Below are 16,732 nucleotides of genomic sequence, written 5' to 3' on the forward strand. Positions count from 1 at the left end.
GAGCGCTCCCAGGAAGGGGTCGCAGGACATGTTTGTTGCAGTCATGACACCCCGTCAACGGGTCGGACGGGATGAGGCCGAGATGTGGACGAGATGCGGACGAGACGGCCTCGAGGCCGTTGTCAGTGGTGCGTCCTAGTGTGGGCGGCAGGAGCACTCGTCGCGCACACGAAGAGGAACGGGGAACCGCCATGACCACCCTGCCCGGCCGGCCGAACACCGCCCTGCTCGTCATCGACGTCCAGAAGGGCGTGGTGGCGGGCACGCCTCGACGCGATGAGGTGATCGCCAACATCGACACCCTGATCGACGCGGCGCGCGCGCAGGACGTGCCGGTGATCTGGGTGCAGCACTCCGGCGACGACCTCGAACGCGGCAGTGAGAACTGGGAGTACGTGGAGGATCTGGTCCGCCTCGACTCCGAACCGCTCGTCCACAAGACCTACTTCGACTCCTTCGAGGACACCGAGCTGGAGTCGGTGCTCGCGAAGCGCGGGGTGGGCCGGGTCGTCGTCACGGGGGCGCAGACGGACGCCTGCATCCGCGCGACCCTGCACGGTGCCTTCGTGCGGGGGTACGACGTCACGCTGGTGGGCGACGCGCACACCACGGAGGACCTCAGCGCGTACGGCGCTCCGGCCCCGGAGCAGGTGATAGCCCACACCAACCTGTACTGGTCGTGGCAGAGCGCGCCCGGCCGCAGCGCGGGCACGGTGGACACGGCGAAGGTGACGTTCGAGGCGGGCTGAGGCGGCCGGCGCGGGCTGAGGGGCAGGGCGGTGTCCAGCCGGTTCCCTTCGGCCCGAACACCGCCTGCCCCTCCCCGTTCGGGTCGGCTACGCCTCCAACCTGCTGATGCGGACGGCTCCTTGAAGGGTGCCGGGTGCGCTGCTGGTCAGCGTCAGCCGCAGCTTCGAGCCGCGTACGGGGGCGAAGGTGAGTGCCGTCGGCGCGTCCGAGGCGGTGGCCCAGTCGACGGCCGCTCCGGTGACCGGCACATACCGCTCGCCGTCGAAGACCTCCGCCTCGACCGTCGCGGGCAGGCTGTGCGTGGCGTCGACGGTGAAGGACACTTCCACCCGGTGGAAGTCCCGGGCGCGCCCGTAGTCCACCGACACCCAGTCCTCGGGCCGGGCTCCGCCGAAGGCGGGCAGCAGGGCCGTGGCCGCCTTGGTGAAGGCGTTGGACCAGCCGGTGGCCGGGTCGCCGTCCAGCATGGCTGCGGGCAGGGTGTCCGGGCGGCCGGAGTAACCGGCGTCCGCGGCAGGGAAGTTCACCGGCGCCGGAAGGTCGGGGGCGAAGGCGGCAGGCGGGGTGGCGGCCGTCGAGCGGGCGGGTGTGGTGCGTACGGCGACCGTGCCCGTGCGCAGGCCGTCCACGCGCGCGGTCACCTTCAGGGCGCAGGCCCGGGTCCCGGAGCGCACGATGGCGAGGGCCTTTCCGCAGAACGCGGTGCGGGTGCTGGCCTGGTACCGCTCGGCGCTCTCCTCCCGGCCGTTGTCGAGGCCGGCGAGGGAGCCGCCGGTCACCTCGAAGGAGATGAGGTGCTCGGCGTCGGGCACCACGGTCCCGCGCGCGTCGACCACGTCGGCGGTGACGAAGACCAGTGAACGCCCGTCCGCCGGCAGGGACCTGCGGTCCGCGGTGAGACGTACGGCGTGCGGGGCGCCGGCCGTGCGCAGCCGGTCGACGGCGACCGGGCGGCCGTTCCTGCGCGCCACCGCCTTCAGCTCACCCGGCGCGTACGGCACCCGCCAGGTCAGGTGCAGCTTGCCCGCGCTGCCGTTGGGGCTGGTGTAGCTGCCGGGGTAGGGGCCGGCGGTGACGGTCTTGTCGTCGCCGGTGGCCTCGGTGGTCTCCAGATAGAGCCGGCCGTCGACGGTCTTCTTCGTGTCGAACTTCCGCACCCCCAGGGACTTTCCGTTCAGATACAGCTCGACGGTGTCGACGTTGGAGTACGCCCACACCTCGACCGTGTCGCCCACCGCGTGATTCCAGGTCGTCGGCAGCAGATGGACCATGGGCTCGTCGACCCACTGGCTGCGGAAGAGGTGGTACATGTCCTTCGGGAAGCCGGCCGTGTCGACCGCGCCGAAGAAGGACGCCTTCACGGGGAAGACGTTGTACGGCGTGGGCTCGCCGATGTAGTCGATGCCGGACCACAGGAACTGCCCGGCGAACCACTTCCGGTCGCGGTCCTTCTTGTGCCCGTACTCGCCGCTCATCGTCCAGGAGGCGAGATTGTTGTCGTAGGACGAGGTCGCCCGTCTGCCGGGGGTGTGGTTCTCACCGGTGTTGAGGTGCTCGGGCTCCTGGTACGTGCCGCGGGTCGAGGTCTCCGAGGAGGACTCGGACTCGAAGAGGAAGAGGTGCGGGTAGGTCGCGTGCAGCACGTCCACGGACCTGGCGGTGTTGTAGTTCAGGCCGAGGCCGTCCAGCTTGGCGAGCATCAGGTCGGCGGCGGAGCCCTTGGCGGGCGGGGTGCGGTACTTGTCCGAGCCGATGACGATCGGGCGGGTGTCGTCCACCGCCCTGATCGCGGCGATGATGCGGTCGGCCATGGCGAGACCGGCGGTGGAGGTGGAGTCGGTGATCTCGTTGCCGATGGACCACAGCAGGACGGCGGGCGAGTTGCGGGCGGCGAGCACCATCTCGGTGGCGTCCCGCTCGCACCACTCGTCGAAGAACCGTCCGTAGTCGTACCGCGTCTTGCCGGTCTTCCAGCAGTCGAAGGCCTCCACCAGCATCACGATGCCCAGTTCCTCGCAGACCCGGATCATCTCCGGCGACGGCGGGTTGTGGGAGGTCCGGAAGGCGTTGACGCCCATCGACTTCATGATCGTCATCTGTCGGCGGACGGCGTCGACGCTGATCGCGGCGCCGAGCGCGCCGAGGTCGTGGTGGAGGTCGACTCCCTTGATCTTGGCGTGGGTCCCGTTGAGGTGGAAGCCCTCGTCCGGGTCGAAGCGGAAGGTGCGGATGCCGAAGGGCGTGCGGTAGGTGTGCGTGCGCCGGCCGGCCACGCGCAGTTCGGTCTCCAGGGTGTAGCGGTGCGGGGTCGCGAAGTCCCACCGCAGGGGGTCGGTCACGGTGAGTTCGTGGATCTCCGTGGCCCGGTCGGTCACGGCGACCGTGGAGGAGGTGCGTGCGACCGTGCGGCCGTTCGGGGCGAGGATCCGCGAGACGACCTCGACGGCCGCGCCGGCGCCGGACGCGTCGGCGACGGTGGTCGCGACCCGGACGACGGCCCGGTCGTCGGTGATCTCGGGGGTCGTGACATGGGTGCCCCAGCGGGCCACGTGCACCGGCTCGGTGACGACGAGGCGGGCCTCGCGGTAGATGCCGCTGCCGGAGTACCAGCGGCTGCTCGGGAGCCGGTTCTGCACCTTGACCGCGATCACGTTCTTGGTGACGCCGTCGGTGTGCAGCAGGTCGGTGAGGTCGAAGGCGAAGCCGGTGTACCCGTACGGGTGGCGGCCGACCTCGACGCCGTTGCAGTGGACGTAGGAGTCCATGTAGACGCCGTCGAACTCGATCGAGATCCGCCGGCCGGCGTCGGCGGGCGGCAGGGTGAAGGCGAGGCGGTACCAGCCCAGGCCGCCGGGGAAGAAGCCGGTGCCGCTGGTCGTGCCGTGCTGCGTGGTGGGCGTCTGCTCGATGCTCCAGTCGTGCGGGACCGCCACCGCACGCCAGGTCGAGTCGTCGTAGCCGGGGGCGGCGGCGTCCGCGTACTGCCCGGTCGGGTCGGTGATCCCGCCCGGGTTGACCAGCGCGAACCGCCAGCCGTCGCGCAGCGGGACCGTGCGACGGCCGAAGGCGCTCGCCACGGCCTCGGCGGCCTGCGCCGCCGGGGTGCCGAGGAGCGCTCCGGCGGCCGGTGCGGCCGCGGAGGCGAGTAGGACCGATCTGCGAGTGACCGTCATGGTCGGCTCTCCCTCATCAGGAACCAGAAGTACTCACAACTGATCGATAACAAACAGAATCTGACGACGGGCCACTCCTGTCCGTCAAGGGCACGGAAAGCGCCTTCTGTCCCGGCCGCCCCGACCGTCAGGCGGGGCACCCGGTCGCGCACAAGCTCCACGCACTAGGCTGGAGCCCGAGTTATGCACTTGTTCACTGTGCGTAAGGGCGATGGAGTGGCGACGATGAGCCCGGTGGATCCGTTCGACGATGCCTCGACCGCGCGGGCCGTCATCGACGACCGGGGGAACGTGGTCCGGTGGGGCGCCGGCGCCCGTCGGCTGCTGGGGTACGAGGCGGCCGAAGCGGTGGGCCGCCCCGCCGCCGACTTCCTGGCCGACACCGCCGCCGACACCGCGGCCGACACCGCCGCCGGCACCGAGGCCCCCGCGAGCACCTTCGCCGCGCCGGCCGGCCCCCGGTGGAGCGGCTCCCTGACCCTGCGGCACCGCGACGGCCACACCGTGTCCGTCTGGCTGCTCGCCCTGCGCCGGCCGACGCACGGCTGGCAGGCCGTCGTCCCACCGGCGACCGCCGACCTCGACCCGCCGGACGACGCGCTGACCTCGGCGGCGATGCGACAGTCCCCCTGCCCGATGCTGGTCTGCGACCGGGAGCTGCGGCTGCGCTGGATCAACGACCGGATGGCCGCGCTGATCGACCTGCCCGCCCACCCGGTCGACGGTCTCCGGATCACCGACATCGGCGTCCGCCGCGAGAACACGGAGCTCGAGGAGCAGCTGAGCGATGTGCTCGCGACGGGCCGGCCGCGGGACATCGAGAACTACCTCCGCCCGAGCGGCCTCCAGAACGCCTCCGCCCATCTCACCCGGCTCGCCCCGCTCACCGACGCCGCCGGCCGGGTCCAGGGCGTCTGTCTGACCGGCCATGACTTCACCGAGCACTACCTGGCCCGCGAACGGCTGCGGCTGGTCAACGAGGCGAGCCTGAGCATCGGCACCACCCTCGACGTGACCCGGACGGCTCAGGAGCTGGCGCAGGTCTGCGTCCCCGCGCTCGCCGACTTCGTCAGCATCGACCTGCTCGACCCGCAGGACGGCGTGGAGCCCCCGGCCCGGTTCGCACCGCCGCTGCGGCTGCGGCGCACCGCGCACCACTCGGTCAGCCCCGGCACCCCGGAGGCCGTGGCCGAGCCGGGCCAGGCGCAGGACTACCCGGCGGGGTCGCCGCAGGCCGACTCGCTGGTCGCGGGGCACAGCATCGTCCGCACGGTGGCCGGCGGCGAGCTGGACGCCTGGCTGACCTGGGACACCGCGCGCGCCGCCCGGGTGCGGGAACTCGGCGTCCACTCGACGATGTCCGTGCCCATCCAGGCGCGCGGCGTGACCCTCGGCGTCGCCGTCCTCACCCGGTTCCGGCGGCCCGACCCGTTCACCCCGGACGACGTGCTGCTGGCCGAGGAGGTCACGGCCCGGGCCGCCGTGTGCATCGACAACGCCCGCCGGTACTCCCGTGAGCGTGAGACGGCCCTCGCCCTGCAGCGCAGCCTGCTCCCGCGCACCCTGCCCCGCACGGCCGCCGTCGACGCCGCCTCCCGCTATCTGCCGGCCGCCCGCGCCGGGGTCGGCGGCGACTGGTTCGACGTGATCCCGCTGTCCGGGATGCGCGTCGCCATGGTCGTCGGGGACGTCGTCGGACACGGCGTCCAGGCCTCCGCCACCATGGGCCGGCTGCGCACGGCCGTGCGCACCCTCGCCGACATCGACCTCGCCCCCGACGAGCTGCTGACCCACCTGGACGACCTGGTCGTCAGGCTGTCCGAGGAGGCCGGCGCCGAGGGCAGCCCCGGCGAGATGGGCGCGACCTGTCTGTACGCGGTGTACGACCCCGTGTCGCGGCGCTGCGTGCTGGCGCGGGCCGGGCATCCCCCGCCGGTGCTGCTCCGGGCGGGCGGCACGCCCCGGCAGGTCGAGCTGCCCGCCGGTCCCCCGCTGGGCCTGGGCGGACTGCCGTTCGAGTCGACCGAGCTGCAGCTCGCCGAGGGCAGCGTCCTCGCCTTCTACACCGACGGACTGATCGAGTCCCGGGAGCGGGACGTGGACGCCGCTCAGCGGCTGCTGTCCGAGGCGCTCGCGACGCAGTCGGACTCCCTGGACGAGACCTGCGACCGGATCCTGCGCACCCTGCTCCCGTCCGGCGGCGCCGCCGACGACGTCGCCCTGCTGCTCGCGCGCACCCGGGGCCTGCCCGCCTCCCAGGTCGCGACCTGGGAGGTCCCCGCCGACCCCGCGCTGGTCGCGCCGATCCGCAAGCAGGTCGTCGAGCAGCTGTCGAACTGGCAGCTGAGCGAGGCGTCGTTCACCACCGAGCTGGTGGTGAGCGAGCTGGTCACCAACGCCATCCGGTACGGCTCCCGCCCCATCCGGCTGCGGCTGATCCACGACACGACGACGCTGATCTGCGAGGTGTCCGACGACAGCCACACCGCCCCGCATCTGCGCCGGGCGAAGACCTGGGACGAGGGCGGCCGCGGGCTGCTCCTGGTGGCCCAGCTCACCCAGCGCTGGGGCAGCCGGCACACCCCCGACGGCAAGACGATCTGGGCGGAGCTGTCGCTGTTCGAGGAGGAGTGAGGCGGGCGCCCGGCACCGTGTCCGGGGCTCTTGCCCTCCCGTGTTTTGATGGAGGGGCACCCGGACCTCATCGATGGGCGGGCACCACCAGATCCCGTCCCGGAGTACCGCCCTGAACACCTCGCTCGCCGCTTCGCTGTCCGTCGTCCTGCTCGTCGCCGCTCTCGGGTGGGCGGTGCTGCGTCCCGCCGGGCGGTCGGAGGCACTGGTCGCCGTCCCCGCCGCGGCCGTGGCAATCGTTCTCGGGGCGGTGTCGCCCGGGCATGCGCTGGCCGAGGCCGAGCGGCTCGGGCCCGTCGTCGGCTTCCTCGCGGCGGTGCTGGTGCTGGCGCACCTGTGCGACGTCGAGGGACTGTTCACGGCGTGCGGGGCGTGGATGGCCCGGCGGGCCGCGGGCCGCCCGCGGCGCCTGCTGGTCGCGGTGTTCGTGCTGGCCTCGGTGATCACGGCCGTGCTCAGTCTGGACGCGACGGTGGTGCTGCTGACGCCGGTGGTGTTCGCCACCGCGGCCCGGATGGGCGTGCGGTCCAAGCCGCATGTCTATGCGTGCGCGCACCTGTCGAACACGGCCTCGCTGCTGCTGCCCGTGTCCAACCTCACCAACCTGCTGGCGTTCACCGCGAGCGGGCTGAGCTTCACCCGGTTCGCCGCTCTGATGGCGCTGCCGTGGGTGGTCGCGGTCGGCGCCGAGTACCTGGTCTTCCGACGCTTCTTCGCCGACGATCTGCCCGCCGTCGACCCGGTCGTGGACGACGGCCCGGCGCCCGAGCTGCCGCTGTTCGCGCTGGTCACCGTCGGCTGCACGCTCGCCGGGTTCGTGGTGGCCTCGGCCGTCGGGATCGAACCGGCGTGGGCCGCGTTCGCGGGCGCCCTGGTCATGGCCGGGCGGGCGCTGGTGCGGCGACGGGTGACTGCGGTCGCCGTCGTGCGGGCCGCCGCCCCGGGCTTCCTGGCGTTCGTGCTGGCGCTCGGGATCGTGGTGCGCGCGGTGGTCGACAACGGGCTCGCCGACGCGCTGCGGCACGTCCTGCCCGACGGCTCGGGCCTGCTGACGCTGCTGGGCGTCGCCGCGCTGGCCGCCGTCCTGGCGAACCTGATCAACAACCTGCCCGCGGTGCTGGTCCTGGTGCCGCTCGCCGCCCCGGCCGGGGCCGGGGCGGTGCTCGCGGTGCTGCTCGGGGTGAACATCGGCCCGAACCTGACGTACGCCGGATCGCTGGCGACGCTGCTGTGGCGGCGGGTGGTGCAGGAGCGCGCGGAGCGGGTCGAGGTCGGGGAGTTCACCCGCCTCGGCCTGCTCAGCGTGCCCGCCGCGCTGGTCCCGGCCGTCGTGGCGCTGTGGGCCTCGCTCCAGCTGGTCGGCGCCTGACCGCTCGGGTCAGTGCCGGCCGCCGTCGGAGCCGGAGCCGTATCCCCCGAAGCCGTTGCCCCAGCCGGAGCCGCCGTAGCCGTACCCGGAGCCGCCGGAGGAGCCCGACTGGCCGTCCCACGAGCAGTAGTACCAGGAGTAGTACGAGCAGGACGTGCTGTTCGAACCGGACGACGAGCTCGACGGCGCCTTGGTCGTCGAGGTGGCGGACGGCGTCGGCGTGGGCGTCGGGGGCTTGGCCGCCTTGGGCGTGGGGGTCGGCGCCGGCGTGGCGGAGGCGTCGGTGTCGATTCCCCAGTTGACGAACTGCATCTGCGGGTCGGGCTGCGAGGTGTCGATCACCCAGCGCTGGGCGGCGCTGTCGGCCCGGTTCTTCAGGACCAGGGCGCCCGACCCGTCGGTGGCGGCGGGCGCCAGCGCCAGGTTCTGACCGGAGCGCGGGACGAGCGTGCCCTGGAGCGTGAAGTCGTAGCGGACGTTCTTGGGATCGGGCTGGTCGGCGCCCGCGCACGGGGCCAGCCGGACCGAGTAGCCGAGGCTGGAGTCGAGGCACAGGTCGGCGTTGGCGGCGCTGCGCAGCAGACCGTCCGGTTCGTACGACCACTGCTGGCCTGCCACGGAGGAACAGGCGGCGAGGGTGGCCTCGGTGCCGCTGACGGCCTTGTCGCCGGCGATGCCGATGCACAGTCCGGAGGCGACGTTGTGCAGCCGGCCGCGCAGGGTGCCCTGGGCGTCCTCGCCGGCGCCGCTCAGCACCGGGTCGGTGGTGGCCGTGTCCGTTCCCGGGGCCGGGGTCGCCGTGTCGCTGTTGGCGGTCGGGGCGGCTCCGTCCCCGGAGCCGAGGGCCGCCCACACCGCGAGCGGCAGGACGACCAGACCGCTCACCGTCAGGACGGCGGCGGCGAGGTTGCGGCGGCGGGCGCGGCGGGCCGCCTTCTGGGCGAAGCGGCGCGATCCGGGCGGAGCGTCCGCGCCGGGCGCGGCACCGGTGCGGGCGACCGCGCCGGAGTGCGATCCGATACGGGCGAGCGCGCCTGCCCGCAGTCCGCCGCGGGAGACCGAGCCGGCGACGGCCCCGGCGGCGCGGGCGGCGATCGCCTGGGTGCCGTCGAAGGCCTCGCCCGAATAGCCGTGGGACTGCTCCGCGGCCGGGTCGGCGGAGTCGCCCTCGCCGGCCACCCTGATGCCCACGTAGGCCGCGGCGGCCCAGCCCAGGATTCCCTCGGCCAGGGCCGCGCCGAGCAGTCCCTCGAACTGGTGCAGCTGGTCGGCGGTGTGGGCGCAGTGCCGGCACTGCTCCAGGTGGCCGCGCAGGTCGGGGTCGACGTCGACCCCGCCGCGGCGGCAGGTGACGTCCAGCAGCCGGTGGTAGCGGTGGCACTCGTCGTCGGTGGCGAGTTCGCGGTGCACCTGGAGGCATTCCTCGCGCAGCCGCTCGCGGGCCCGGCGCAGTTCGACGCGGGCGCCTTCCTCCTCCAGGCCCAGCAGACCCGCCGGGACGACCAGCGGCTCGGCCTCGACCTCGATGTGCCAGAGCAGGCAGCGGGCGGACTCGGGCAGCCGCTGGAACGCCCGGGACAGCATGCGCCGGTGCACGGGCGGCAGCAGCAGGGCCGCCGCGCGGTCGCCGTCCTCGCCCTCGGAGCGCAGCGCGGGATGCAGCAGGTCGCGACGGCCGTCGGCGTCCCATTCGGCGGCGACGCGGCGCACGGTGACCAGCAGGTGAGGACGCCATGCGGCGGTCGGCCCGTTCTGCCGCAGGGTCTCGCCGAAGAGTCTGGTGAAGGCGGCGGTGGTGAGCATGCCGGCCGCGCGCTCGCCCTGGGTGCACAGCCGTGCATAGGCGAAGGCGGCCTCCCAGTGGCGATCCAGCAGCTCACCGACGGGATGCAGCGCGGGTGACGCTCCCGTCCATTTCTTCAGCTCCGAGCTCAGCTGTTCATCCGTCGCGTCGAAGCGGCGCGCCGAAGGGGAATTCGACAGGCCTGCGTCATTCACGGTCTGCATTCCTTCCGGAGGCATGCGGCATAAAGTCCATACCATCGGGTATGCGACCCCGCCCACGAAGCGGGATCGACTCGCACAGGGTTCGGCACCTCTGACGTCCGTGGGGGGACGGCTCTTTTGAAGCGAGGGGGGTGTGAACGGGAGGTGTCTCGTGCACACGGTGGAGAAACGTTGTCCGTGCGCCGACACGCTCACCTTTGCACAGCCGGACCAGGAGGAACAAGAGATCTCGCGGTTTCGTGCATAGTGTGCGCGCCGAAGAATTTTGACGAAACGTCAATCCTGGTTCGAGGTCCCGCCGCCGCCTCCGGGCCCCGGTGGGGCGGTCACTGTACCGGTGTCCCTTTTGGCGCCCTTATTCATGTCCCTTTCGGGTCGGTAATTGCCGAGCGCATTCCGTCCCGGTAGGCGCCCGGGGGTGTCCCGTAGCGGGCGCGGAAGACGCGGCTGAAGTGGAAGGCGCTCGCGAAGCCCGAGGCCCGCGCGACGCGTTCCACGGGCAGGTCAGTGGCCTCCAACAGCCGTGCGGCATGGCGCAGTCGGGTCTCGCGCAGGGCTCGCATCGGGGCCTGGCCGACCTGTTCCGTGAACAGATGGGCGAACCGCGAGGGGGACAGCGCGAGTTCCTCCGCCAGCGAGCGGACGGTGTGCGGGGCGCCGGGGTCGGCCGCCATCCGCGCCTGCGCCCGGCGGACCCGGTCGTCGAGGCCGGCCGGGGGCGCGGTGGCCCGCGCCGAGGCGGTGGCCAGCAGGACGGCCTCTTCCAGCGCGCACAGGGCGAGTTCCCGCGCGGCGGCGCCCTGGGCCACCACGATCCCCTCCCCGTCGGCCGGGTCTTCCCCGCCGGTCCACCGGGCGTCGGCGCTCATGCGCCGCCAGACCGCCCCGACCCGGTCGTGCAGCGCGGCGGGGACGGGGCCGACACGGTACAGGCCGTCGCCGGTGTCGTACGGCCGCAGCCAGGGGGTCCAGGACGGACGGGCCTGGCAGTGGGCCCACCAGAACCGCCAGTTCCGGGCCCCGGGTTCGATGCCGTAGGAGTGCGGGACGCCGGGCGCGAGCACGACCAGCTCCCCGGCGCCGGCCCGCACCTCGCTCCCGCCCTGCCGCAGCCGGCCCTGCCCGTCCGTCGTCCAGACGAACAGCCAACTGTCCGCTCCCCGGGGCCGGTCGACGCCGTACCCGGGGCCCTCGTCGAAGTGGGCGACCACCACCAGACCGGGCGGCGGGGAGGGAGCCCCGGACCCGGCAGTCCCGGGCAGGTCGTCAGCACGCATGGACATCCTCGCGGTGGGGTGCGTCGGCCTAGCGTGGCGGTGTCGAGGGCAGTCGACGATCGAGGAGGGCACGCATGACAGTCACGGGCATCGGCGCCGCCGGAACTCCCATCCTGACCCAGGCCGGGCTGCGGCAGTACCGGGAGGACGGCTTCACCGTCGTCCGCGGATTGTTCGGGGACGACGAAGTCGCGCGGCTGCGCGAGGAGTTCGCCGCGCTGCACGCGAGCGGGCGGCCGGCGCCCGGGCACTTCGAGCCGCGCCCCGGATCCGCCGATCCGCTGCACGCCTACCCCAGGGCGATGAACCCGCACGAGATCAGTCCCCTCGCCCGGCGGGTGCTGCTGGACGCCCGACTGCGGGGCGTGCTGGAGGAGTTGCTCGGCGAGGAGGCGCTGGCCGCGCAGAGCATGTTCTACTTCAAGCCGCCGGGCGCCCGGGGGCAGGCGCTGCACCAGGACAACTTCTATCTGCGGGTCGAGCCGGGCACCTGTGTGGCGGCCTGGCTGGCCTGTGACGTGATCGACCGGGACAACGGCGGCCTGGAAGTGGTGCCCGGCACCCACCGGATGGACCTGTACTGCCCGGAGGAGGCGGACGCGGAGCTGTCGTTCGCGCGGGAGTACGTGCCGCCGCCGCCCGGGCTCACGGCGGCGCCGGTCGACATGGAACCGGGCGACGTGCTGTTCTTCAACGGCAGCCTGGTCCACGGCTCGCAGCCCAACCGCAGCGCCGACCGGTTCCGCCGGTCGTTCATCGGGCACTACGTGGGCCGCTCCGCGCGGCGCATCGGCTCCTTCTACCGGACGGTGTCGATGAGCGGGGAGCCGGTGCCGCTGGCCGTCAGCGAGGGGGCGGGTCCCTGCGGCACCGAATTCGCACCGCAGGGCCCGCACTGAGCGCGCACGGAACCCGTCCTGAGCCCGCGTTGAGCCCGCCCGGAGCCCGCGAAAGCGCCGGGGAGGCTCAGTGGCCGGCGATCGGGTGGGGCGTGTAGGGCTGCTGAAGTTCCTCCGACTCCTTCTCGGTCAGGGTCAGTTCGAGCGCCGCCACCGCGTCCTCGAGGTGCTGGGGCTTCGCGGCTCCGACGATCGGGGCGGTCACCGTGGGCTGTTGGAGGAGCCAGGCGAGGGCGACCTGCGCACGCGGGACGCCCCGGTCGGTCGCGACGCGGGTGACCGCCTCGACGATGCTGCGGTCGCCCTCCGCGTAGAGGGAGCCGCCGAAGCCGTCCGTGGCGCTGCGGCCGGTCTCGGCGCCCCAGTCGCGGGTGAGGCGGCCTCGGGCCAGCGGGCTCCAGGGCAGGATGCCGACGCCCTGGTCCGCGCACAGGGGCAGCATCTCGCGCTCCTCCTCCCGGTAGAGGAGGTTGTAGTGGTTCTGCATCGACACGAACCTGGTCCAGCCGTGCCGCTCGGCCGTGTGCTGCATCTTGGCGAACTGCCAGGCGTACATCGAACTCGCCCCGAGGTAGCGGACCTTGCCCGCCCGCACCAGGTCGTGCAGCGCCTCCATCGTCTCCTCGACCGGGGTGTGCGGGTCGAAGCGGTGGATCTGGTACAGGTCGACGTAGTCGGTGCCCAGACGGCTCAGGCTGTGGTCGATCTCGGACAGGATCGCCTTGCGGGACAGACCGCCGCCGTTGGGGCCGGGCCGCATCCGGCCGTGCACCTTCGTCGCGAGCACGATCTCGTCCCGGCGGGCGAACTCGCGCAGGGCCCGGCCGACGATCTCCTCGCTGGTGCCGTCGGAGTAGACGTTCGCGGTGTCGAAGAAATTGACGCCGGACTCCAACGCCTGCCGGATCAGCGGCCGGGACGCCTCCTCGTCGAGGGTCCACTCGTGCGCTCCCCGGTCGGGAACTCCGTAGGTCATACAGCCCAGACAGATCCGCGACACGTCCAGACCCGTCGAGCCGAGCTTCACATACTGCATCGTCGCCGCTCCTGACATCGGTGTGGGCAGGTGTTCAGCCAATCAGGTCGAGCGCCCGCTGCCACCCGAATTCCTCGCCCTCCGCGCCGTCGTAGGGGTACCCGAACCGGACGCCCATGCCGCGCAGCCGGATCAGACTGTCCTGGTAGGCGGGGTGGCCGCCGAGGGTCTCGTTCACGCAGGGCAGGACGCCGACGGGCACGCCCAGGCCGGCGACCTCGCACAGGGTGCCCAGGGCCAGGGTGTCGGCGATGCCCGCCGCCCACTTGTTGATCGTGTTGAACGTGGCCGGGGCGACGACCACCGCGTCGGGCTCCGGGAACGGCCGCGGGTCGCCGGGCCGCCGCCAGGCGGAGCGGATCGGCCGCCCGGTCTGCGCCTCGACGGCGGCGGTGTCGAAGAAGCCGTTCATGGCGTGGGGCGTCGCGATGACACCGACATGCCACTCCCGTTCCTGCGCGGCGGTGATCAGCCTGCCGACGTCCGCGGCGATGCCGGCGGCGCAGACGACGACGTAGAGAAAGGGCGGCTGTTCGTCCTGTTGGCTCACCCGCGAACCCTACTCAAGCGGCGAGGACCGGCCGCGTCCGGTCCCGGGGCGCGGGGCGCTCCGGGGACGGCGTCGGGAAAACGGGTTGCCGTCCGGCGGTCGTCAGCCGCAGGATCCGGCCATGGCCACCTTCGACGCCCTTCCGCCGCTGACGTCCGCCGCCGCTCTTCCGGCGACGGGTCGACAGCAGCCCGGCCGTCCCCGTAGGACCGACGCCGCACGACCGTGACGGCCGCGCTCGTCGCGGGCCTGGTCGCGGGCTACGGCATCGCCGTACCCGTCGGCGCGGTCGGGACCTACCTCGTCTCGCTCACCGCCCGCACCTCCCTGCGCACCGGCCTGTGCGCCGCGCTCGGCGTCGCCACCGCCGACGGGCTCTACGCCCTGGTCGCCACGGTCGGGGGCGCCGCCGTCGCCGCCGTGCTGCGGCCGGTGCTGACGCCGCTGAGCTGGGCCTCGGCGGCGGTCCTGCTGGCGCTGGCGGCACTGGGCGCGCTGACGGCCGTCCGACAGCACCGGGCGCGCCGTCTCGCCACGCACTCCACACCGCCGCCGCCGAGCCCGGCCCGGGCGTATCTCAGCTTTCTCGGCATCACGCTCCTCAACCCGACAACCGTGGTCTACTTCGCCGCGCTGGTTCTCGGCAGCGGCGCCGTCGATTCCGTACGGCCGCTGGAGCAGGGCGTGTTCGTGCTGGCGGCGTTCGTCGCCTCCGCGAGCTGGCAGCTGGCGCTCGCCGGGGGCGGCGCGCTGCTGGGCAGGGCGCTGACCGGTCACCGGGGCCGGCTGGCGACGGCGCTGGTGTCGAGCGCGGTGATGACGGTGCTGGCCGTGCGGATGGTGACGTAGACAGGTCCGCGGGCGGATGAATCACGCGGGCTCCGGTGTTGAAGCACGGTGCGGGGCGGACGTGCGTGGCACGGCCGCCGTGACGACATGACGGCACGACGAAGGGGACGGATGCCATGCCTCTCGAAGGCGAGTACGAAGCCAGCCCGACGCAGTGGGTACGTGAGCAGGTGGAGCTGTACGAGAGCTCCGGCGGCACGAAGGGGACGACGCTGATGGACACGGGAATGCCCGTCATCCTGCTGACGACCCGGGGCGCGAAGAGCGGGAAGCTCCGCAAGACGCCGCTCATGCGGGTCGAGCACGACGGCCGGTACGCCCTGGTCGCCTCCCAGGGCGGGGCGCCGAAGCACCCGGTCTGGTACCACAACGTCACGGCCGACGCCCAGGTCGAGCTCCAGGACGGACCCCGCAAGCAGGACATGACGGCCCGCGAGGTCACCGGCGCGGAGAAGGCCGAGTGGTGGGAGCGCGCCGTCGCCGCGTATCCGCCGTACGCCGACTACCAGAAGAAGACGGACCGCGAGATACCGGTGTTCGTGGTGGAAGCGGACGACAGCGCTCCAGAGATTTCATAGAAAAATCTGCCGCAGGGATGCATGAAGGTGCTCCCACCGGGCACCCGTCATTCAGGCCCCGCCGCGTTCCCCCGTCGCGGCGGGGCTCTCTCGCGCCCCGGTCTCAGTCGGCCACGAGCCACTTCCCGTCCCGCATCAGCTCCCGCCCCTGGATCTCGTCGGCCGCGCGCCAGGCCTGGATCCGGCTGGGCAGGACATGGAAGTACAGGTAGGGCGCGGACAGTTCACGCGGGTCGAAGCCGGTCTTGCCCGCGAAGATCTCGGCGTCCTCCTCCGGCAGTTCGGCGGGCGGCACGGCCACGGCGGAGCCCTCGATCATCACGACGTCCTGGGTCGGGCCGACCGCGATCCGCGCGATGCGGGTGGCCAGCAGATTGCGGCCGGTGGGGCTGGTGGCGGGCGTGGCGAAGAGCAGCGTCGCGCCGTCCCAGACGAAGGAGAGCGGGACCAGATAGGGGGCGGCGCCCTCCGCACCTGCCGTGGCGACCCAGGCGTCGGCGTCGTGTTCCAGCCGGTGCAGTGTGTCGGTCTTGCGCTGCCGCGCAGCGCGTGCGGGTACTCGCGTCATGTTCTCAGTGTGACCGTGATCCGCCGGCGGGCCAGCGGCCGCCGTCGTCGGCTGGACTTCTTGGACAGGTGTCCCGTTATAGTGGACACCTGTCCAAGACTGTTTGAGGGAGATCATGGAAATCCTGGCGAACGTGCTCGTCGTCCTGGTGGCCGCACTGCACGTCTACATCCTGGTGATGGAGATGTTCCTGTGGCAGAAGAAGCCGGGGATGGGCTTCCACGGGTTCGATGCGGAGATGGCCAAAAAGACCGCCGCGATGGCCGCCAACCAGGGGCTCTACAACGGGTTTCTGGCGGCGGGTCTGGTGTGGGGGCTGATCGCGGCCGACCCGACCGGGTTCCGGGCGCAGGTGTTCTTCCTGTCCTGCGTGATCGTCGCGGGCGTGTACGGCGCGGTGACGGCGAACCGCCGGATCCTGGTCGCACAGGCGCTGCCGGGCGCGCTCGCCCTGGCCGCCGTCCTGATCGCGCAGTGACCCGCGGCGAGCCCGAGGACCCGCGGGCGGCCCGCACCCGGGCGAGGCTGCGCTCCGCGCTGCTCGAGGAGTGCGCCGAGCGGCCGTTGGAGGAGGTGGGGGTGGCCGCGCTGGTGCGGCGGGCCGGGGTCGGCCGGGCCACTTTCTATGTGCACTATCCCGACCTGGAGGCCCTCGCGGTCGACGCCTGTGCGGACGTCGTGCGCGAGGCCGTGGAGGCGCTGCACTCCTGGCAGGGGCGGCCGGACCCGGTGCGGGCGCCGGCCGCGCTGGCGGAGTTCTTCGGTTCGCTGACCCCGCACGCCACGCTGTACCGCACCCTGCTCGCGCCGGGCGGCGGCGGGCCGCTCGGCCGGGTGCTGCACCGGGACCTGCGGGCCTACAGCCTGCGGGAGCGGACGCGGGCGGGTGCGGCGGACGCGCCGCTGGTCGCCTCGGCCGTCGCCGCGACCTTCGCCGGAGTGCTGGCGGACTGGCTGCACGGCGACCTCGAGGGCGCCCCCGGCGAGATCGCCGACCAGGTGTGGCAGTTGCTCGTCGCGTTGCACGCGAGCCGCTGAGCGA

The 16,732-nt window shown here is 72.8% G+C and carries 14 protein-coding genes; 8 read left to right on the forward strand and 6 right to left on the reverse strand.

Annotated elements, in window-relative coordinates; genetic code table 11:
• Window positions 1–191: 191 nt before the first annotated feature.
• On the forward strand, window positions 192–749 hold the full coding sequence (locus ACWD4O_RS20750; RefSeq protein ID WP_451281659.1) for a cysteine hydrolase family protein: 558 nt from the start codon (window positions 192–194) through the stop codon (window positions 747–749).
• An 87-nt stretch (window positions 750–836) separates the two neighbouring features.
• Here the strand turns inward: ACWD4O_RS20750 and ACWD4O_RS20755 are convergent, their stop codons facing one another.
• On the reverse strand, window positions 837–3,923 hold the full coding sequence (locus ACWD4O_RS20755) for a glycoside hydrolase family 2 TIM barrel-domain containing protein (protein WP_451281661.1): 3,087 nt from the start codon (window positions 3,921–3,923) through the stop codon (window positions 837–839).
• A gap of 225 nt (window positions 3,924–4,148) precedes the next feature.
• Here ACWD4O_RS20755 and ACWD4O_RS20760 point away from each other — a divergent pair, with 225 nt between their 5' ends.
• Complete coding sequence (locus ACWD4O_RS20760; protein WP_451281663.1) at window positions 4,149–6,557, forward strand: SpoIIE family protein phosphatase; 2,409 nt, start codon at window positions 4,149–4,151, stop codon at window positions 6,555–6,557.
• Between the two features lie 73 nt (window positions 6,558–6,630).
• Complete coding sequence (locus ACWD4O_RS20765; protein ID WP_451281665.1) at window positions 6,631–7,926, forward strand: SLC13 family permease; 1,296 nt, start codon at window positions 6,631–6,633, stop codon at window positions 7,924–7,926.
• A gap of 9 nt (window positions 7,927–7,935) precedes the next feature.
• On the opposite strand, the gene ACWD4O_RS20770 is transcribed toward ACWD4O_RS20765, so the two are convergent.
• Entirely contained in the window at window positions 7,936–9,933 is a 1,998-nt protein-coding gene (locus tag ACWD4O_RS20770) for a ricin-type beta-trefoil lectin domain protein (protein WP_451281735.1), read from the reverse strand.
• Between the two features lie 359 nt (window positions 9,934–10,292).
• Window positions 10,293–11,210 carry a helix-turn-helix domain-containing protein gene (locus ACWD4O_RS20775; protein ID WP_451281667.1) on the reverse strand — a complete coding sequence of 306 codons (918 nt, stop codon included), beginning with the start codon at window positions 11,208–11,210 and terminating at the stop codon, window positions 10,293–10,295.
• 74 nt (window positions 11,211–11,284) lie between these two features.
• Here ACWD4O_RS20775 and ACWD4O_RS20780 point away from each other — a divergent pair, with 74 nt between their 5' ends.
• Window positions 11,285–12,109 (forward strand): phytanoyl-CoA dioxygenase family protein, encoded by an 825-nt coding sequence (locus ACWD4O_RS20780; RefSeq protein ID WP_451281669.1) that lies wholly within the window; start codon window positions 11,285–11,287, stop codon window positions 12,107–12,109.
• A 67-nt stretch (window positions 12,110–12,176) separates the two neighbouring features.
• On the opposite strand, the gene ACWD4O_RS20785 is transcribed toward ACWD4O_RS20780, so the two are convergent.
• The gene (locus ACWD4O_RS20785; protein ID WP_451281671.1) at window positions 12,177–13,145 is read right to left on the reverse strand and encodes an aldo/keto reductase; all 969 of its coding nucleotides are present in this window, start codon (window positions 13,143–13,145) and stop codon (window positions 12,177–12,179) included.
• A gap of 34 nt (window positions 13,146–13,179) precedes the next feature.
• Entirely contained in the window at window positions 13,180–13,695 is a 516-nt protein-coding gene (locus ACWD4O_RS20790; protein ID WP_451281673.1) for a flavoprotein, read from the reverse strand.
• A 225-nt stretch (window positions 13,696–13,920) separates the two neighbouring features.
• On the opposite strand from ACWD4O_RS20790, the gene ACWD4O_RS20795 reads away from it, so the two are divergent.
• Window positions 13,921–14,544 (forward strand): LysE family transporter, encoded by a 624-nt coding sequence (locus ACWD4O_RS20795; RefSeq protein ID WP_451281675.1) that lies wholly within the window; start codon window positions 13,921–13,923, stop codon window positions 14,542–14,544.
• Window positions 14,545–14,660: 116 nt separating this feature from the next.
• Complete coding sequence (locus tag ACWD4O_RS20800; protein ID WP_451281677.1) at window positions 14,661–15,122, forward strand: nitroreductase family deazaflavin-dependent oxidoreductase; 462 nt, start codon at window positions 14,661–14,663, stop codon at window positions 15,120–15,122.
• 103 nt (window positions 15,123–15,225) lie between these two features.
• Here the strand turns inward: ACWD4O_RS20800 and ACWD4O_RS20805 are convergent, their stop codons facing one another.
• Window positions 15,226–15,690: a pyridoxamine 5'-phosphate oxidase family protein gene (locus tag ACWD4O_RS20805; RefSeq protein ID WP_451281679.1), complete on the reverse strand. Its 465-nt coding sequence runs from the start codon at window positions 15,688–15,690 to the stop codon at window positions 15,226–15,228.
• 115 nt (window positions 15,691–15,805) lie between these two features.
• Between ACWD4O_RS20805 and ACWD4O_RS20810 the strand changes: the two genes are divergently transcribed.
• Window positions 15,806–16,168, forward strand: coding sequence for a DUF1304 domain-containing protein (locus ACWD4O_RS20810; RefSeq protein WP_351917443.1), 363 nt, complete (start codon window positions 15,806–15,808; stop codon window positions 16,166–16,168).
• A complete protein-coding gene (locus ACWD4O_RS20815) occupies window positions 16,165–16,728 on the forward strand; it encodes a TetR/AcrR family transcriptional regulator (protein WP_351917441.1) in 564 nt (187 codons plus the stop codon). The genes ACWD4O_RS20810 and ACWD4O_RS20815 overlap by 4 nt, the downstream gene beginning before the upstream one ends.
• Window positions 16,729–16,732: the final 4 nt, after the last annotated feature.

This window comes from Streptomyces sp. NPDC002623 (genome assembly GCF_053592635.1).

Coding starts and splice junctions, on each gene's coding strand:
- ACWD4O_RS20805 (WP_451281679.1), bottom strand. CDS start 15,690: ATGACGCGAGTACCCGCACGCGCTGCGCGGCAGCGCAAGACCGACACA.
- ACWD4O_RS20755 (WP_451281661.1), bottom strand. CDS start 3,923: ATGACGGTCACTCGCAGATCGGTCCTACTCGCCTCCGCGGCCGCACCG.
- ACWD4O_RS20800 (WP_451281677.1), top strand. CDS start 14,661: ATGCCTCTCGAAGGCGAGTACGAAGCCAGCCCGACGCAGTGGGTACGT.
- ACWD4O_RS20770 (WP_451281735.1), bottom strand. CDS start 9,933: ATGCAGACCGTGAATGACGCAGGCCTGTCGAATTCCCCTTCGGCGCGC.
- ACWD4O_RS20780 (WP_451281669.1), top strand. CDS start 11,285: ATGACAGTCACGGGCATCGGCGCCGCCGGAACTCCCATCCTGACCCAG.
- ACWD4O_RS20750 (WP_451281659.1), top strand. CDS start 192: ATGACCACCCTGCCCGGCCGGCCGAACACCGCCCTGCTCGTCATCGAC.
- ACWD4O_RS20785 (WP_451281671.1), bottom strand. CDS start 13,145: ATGCAGTATGTGAAGCTCGGCTCGACGGGTCTGGACGTGTCGCGGATC.
- ACWD4O_RS20765 (WP_451281665.1), top strand. CDS start 6,631: ATGGGCGGGCACCACCAGATCCCGTCCCGGAGTACCGCCCTGAACACC.
- ACWD4O_RS20760 (WP_451281663.1), top strand. CDS start 4,149: ATGAGCCCGGTGGATCCGTTCGACGATGCCTCGACCGCGCGGGCCGTC.
- ACWD4O_RS20775 (WP_451281667.1), bottom strand. CDS start 11,210: ATGCGTGCTGACGACCTGCCCGGGACTGCCGGGTCCGGGGCTCCCTCC.
- ACWD4O_RS20810 (WP_351917443.1), top strand. CDS start 15,806: ATGGAAATCCTGGCGAACGTGCTCGTCGTCCTGGTGGCCGCACTGCAC.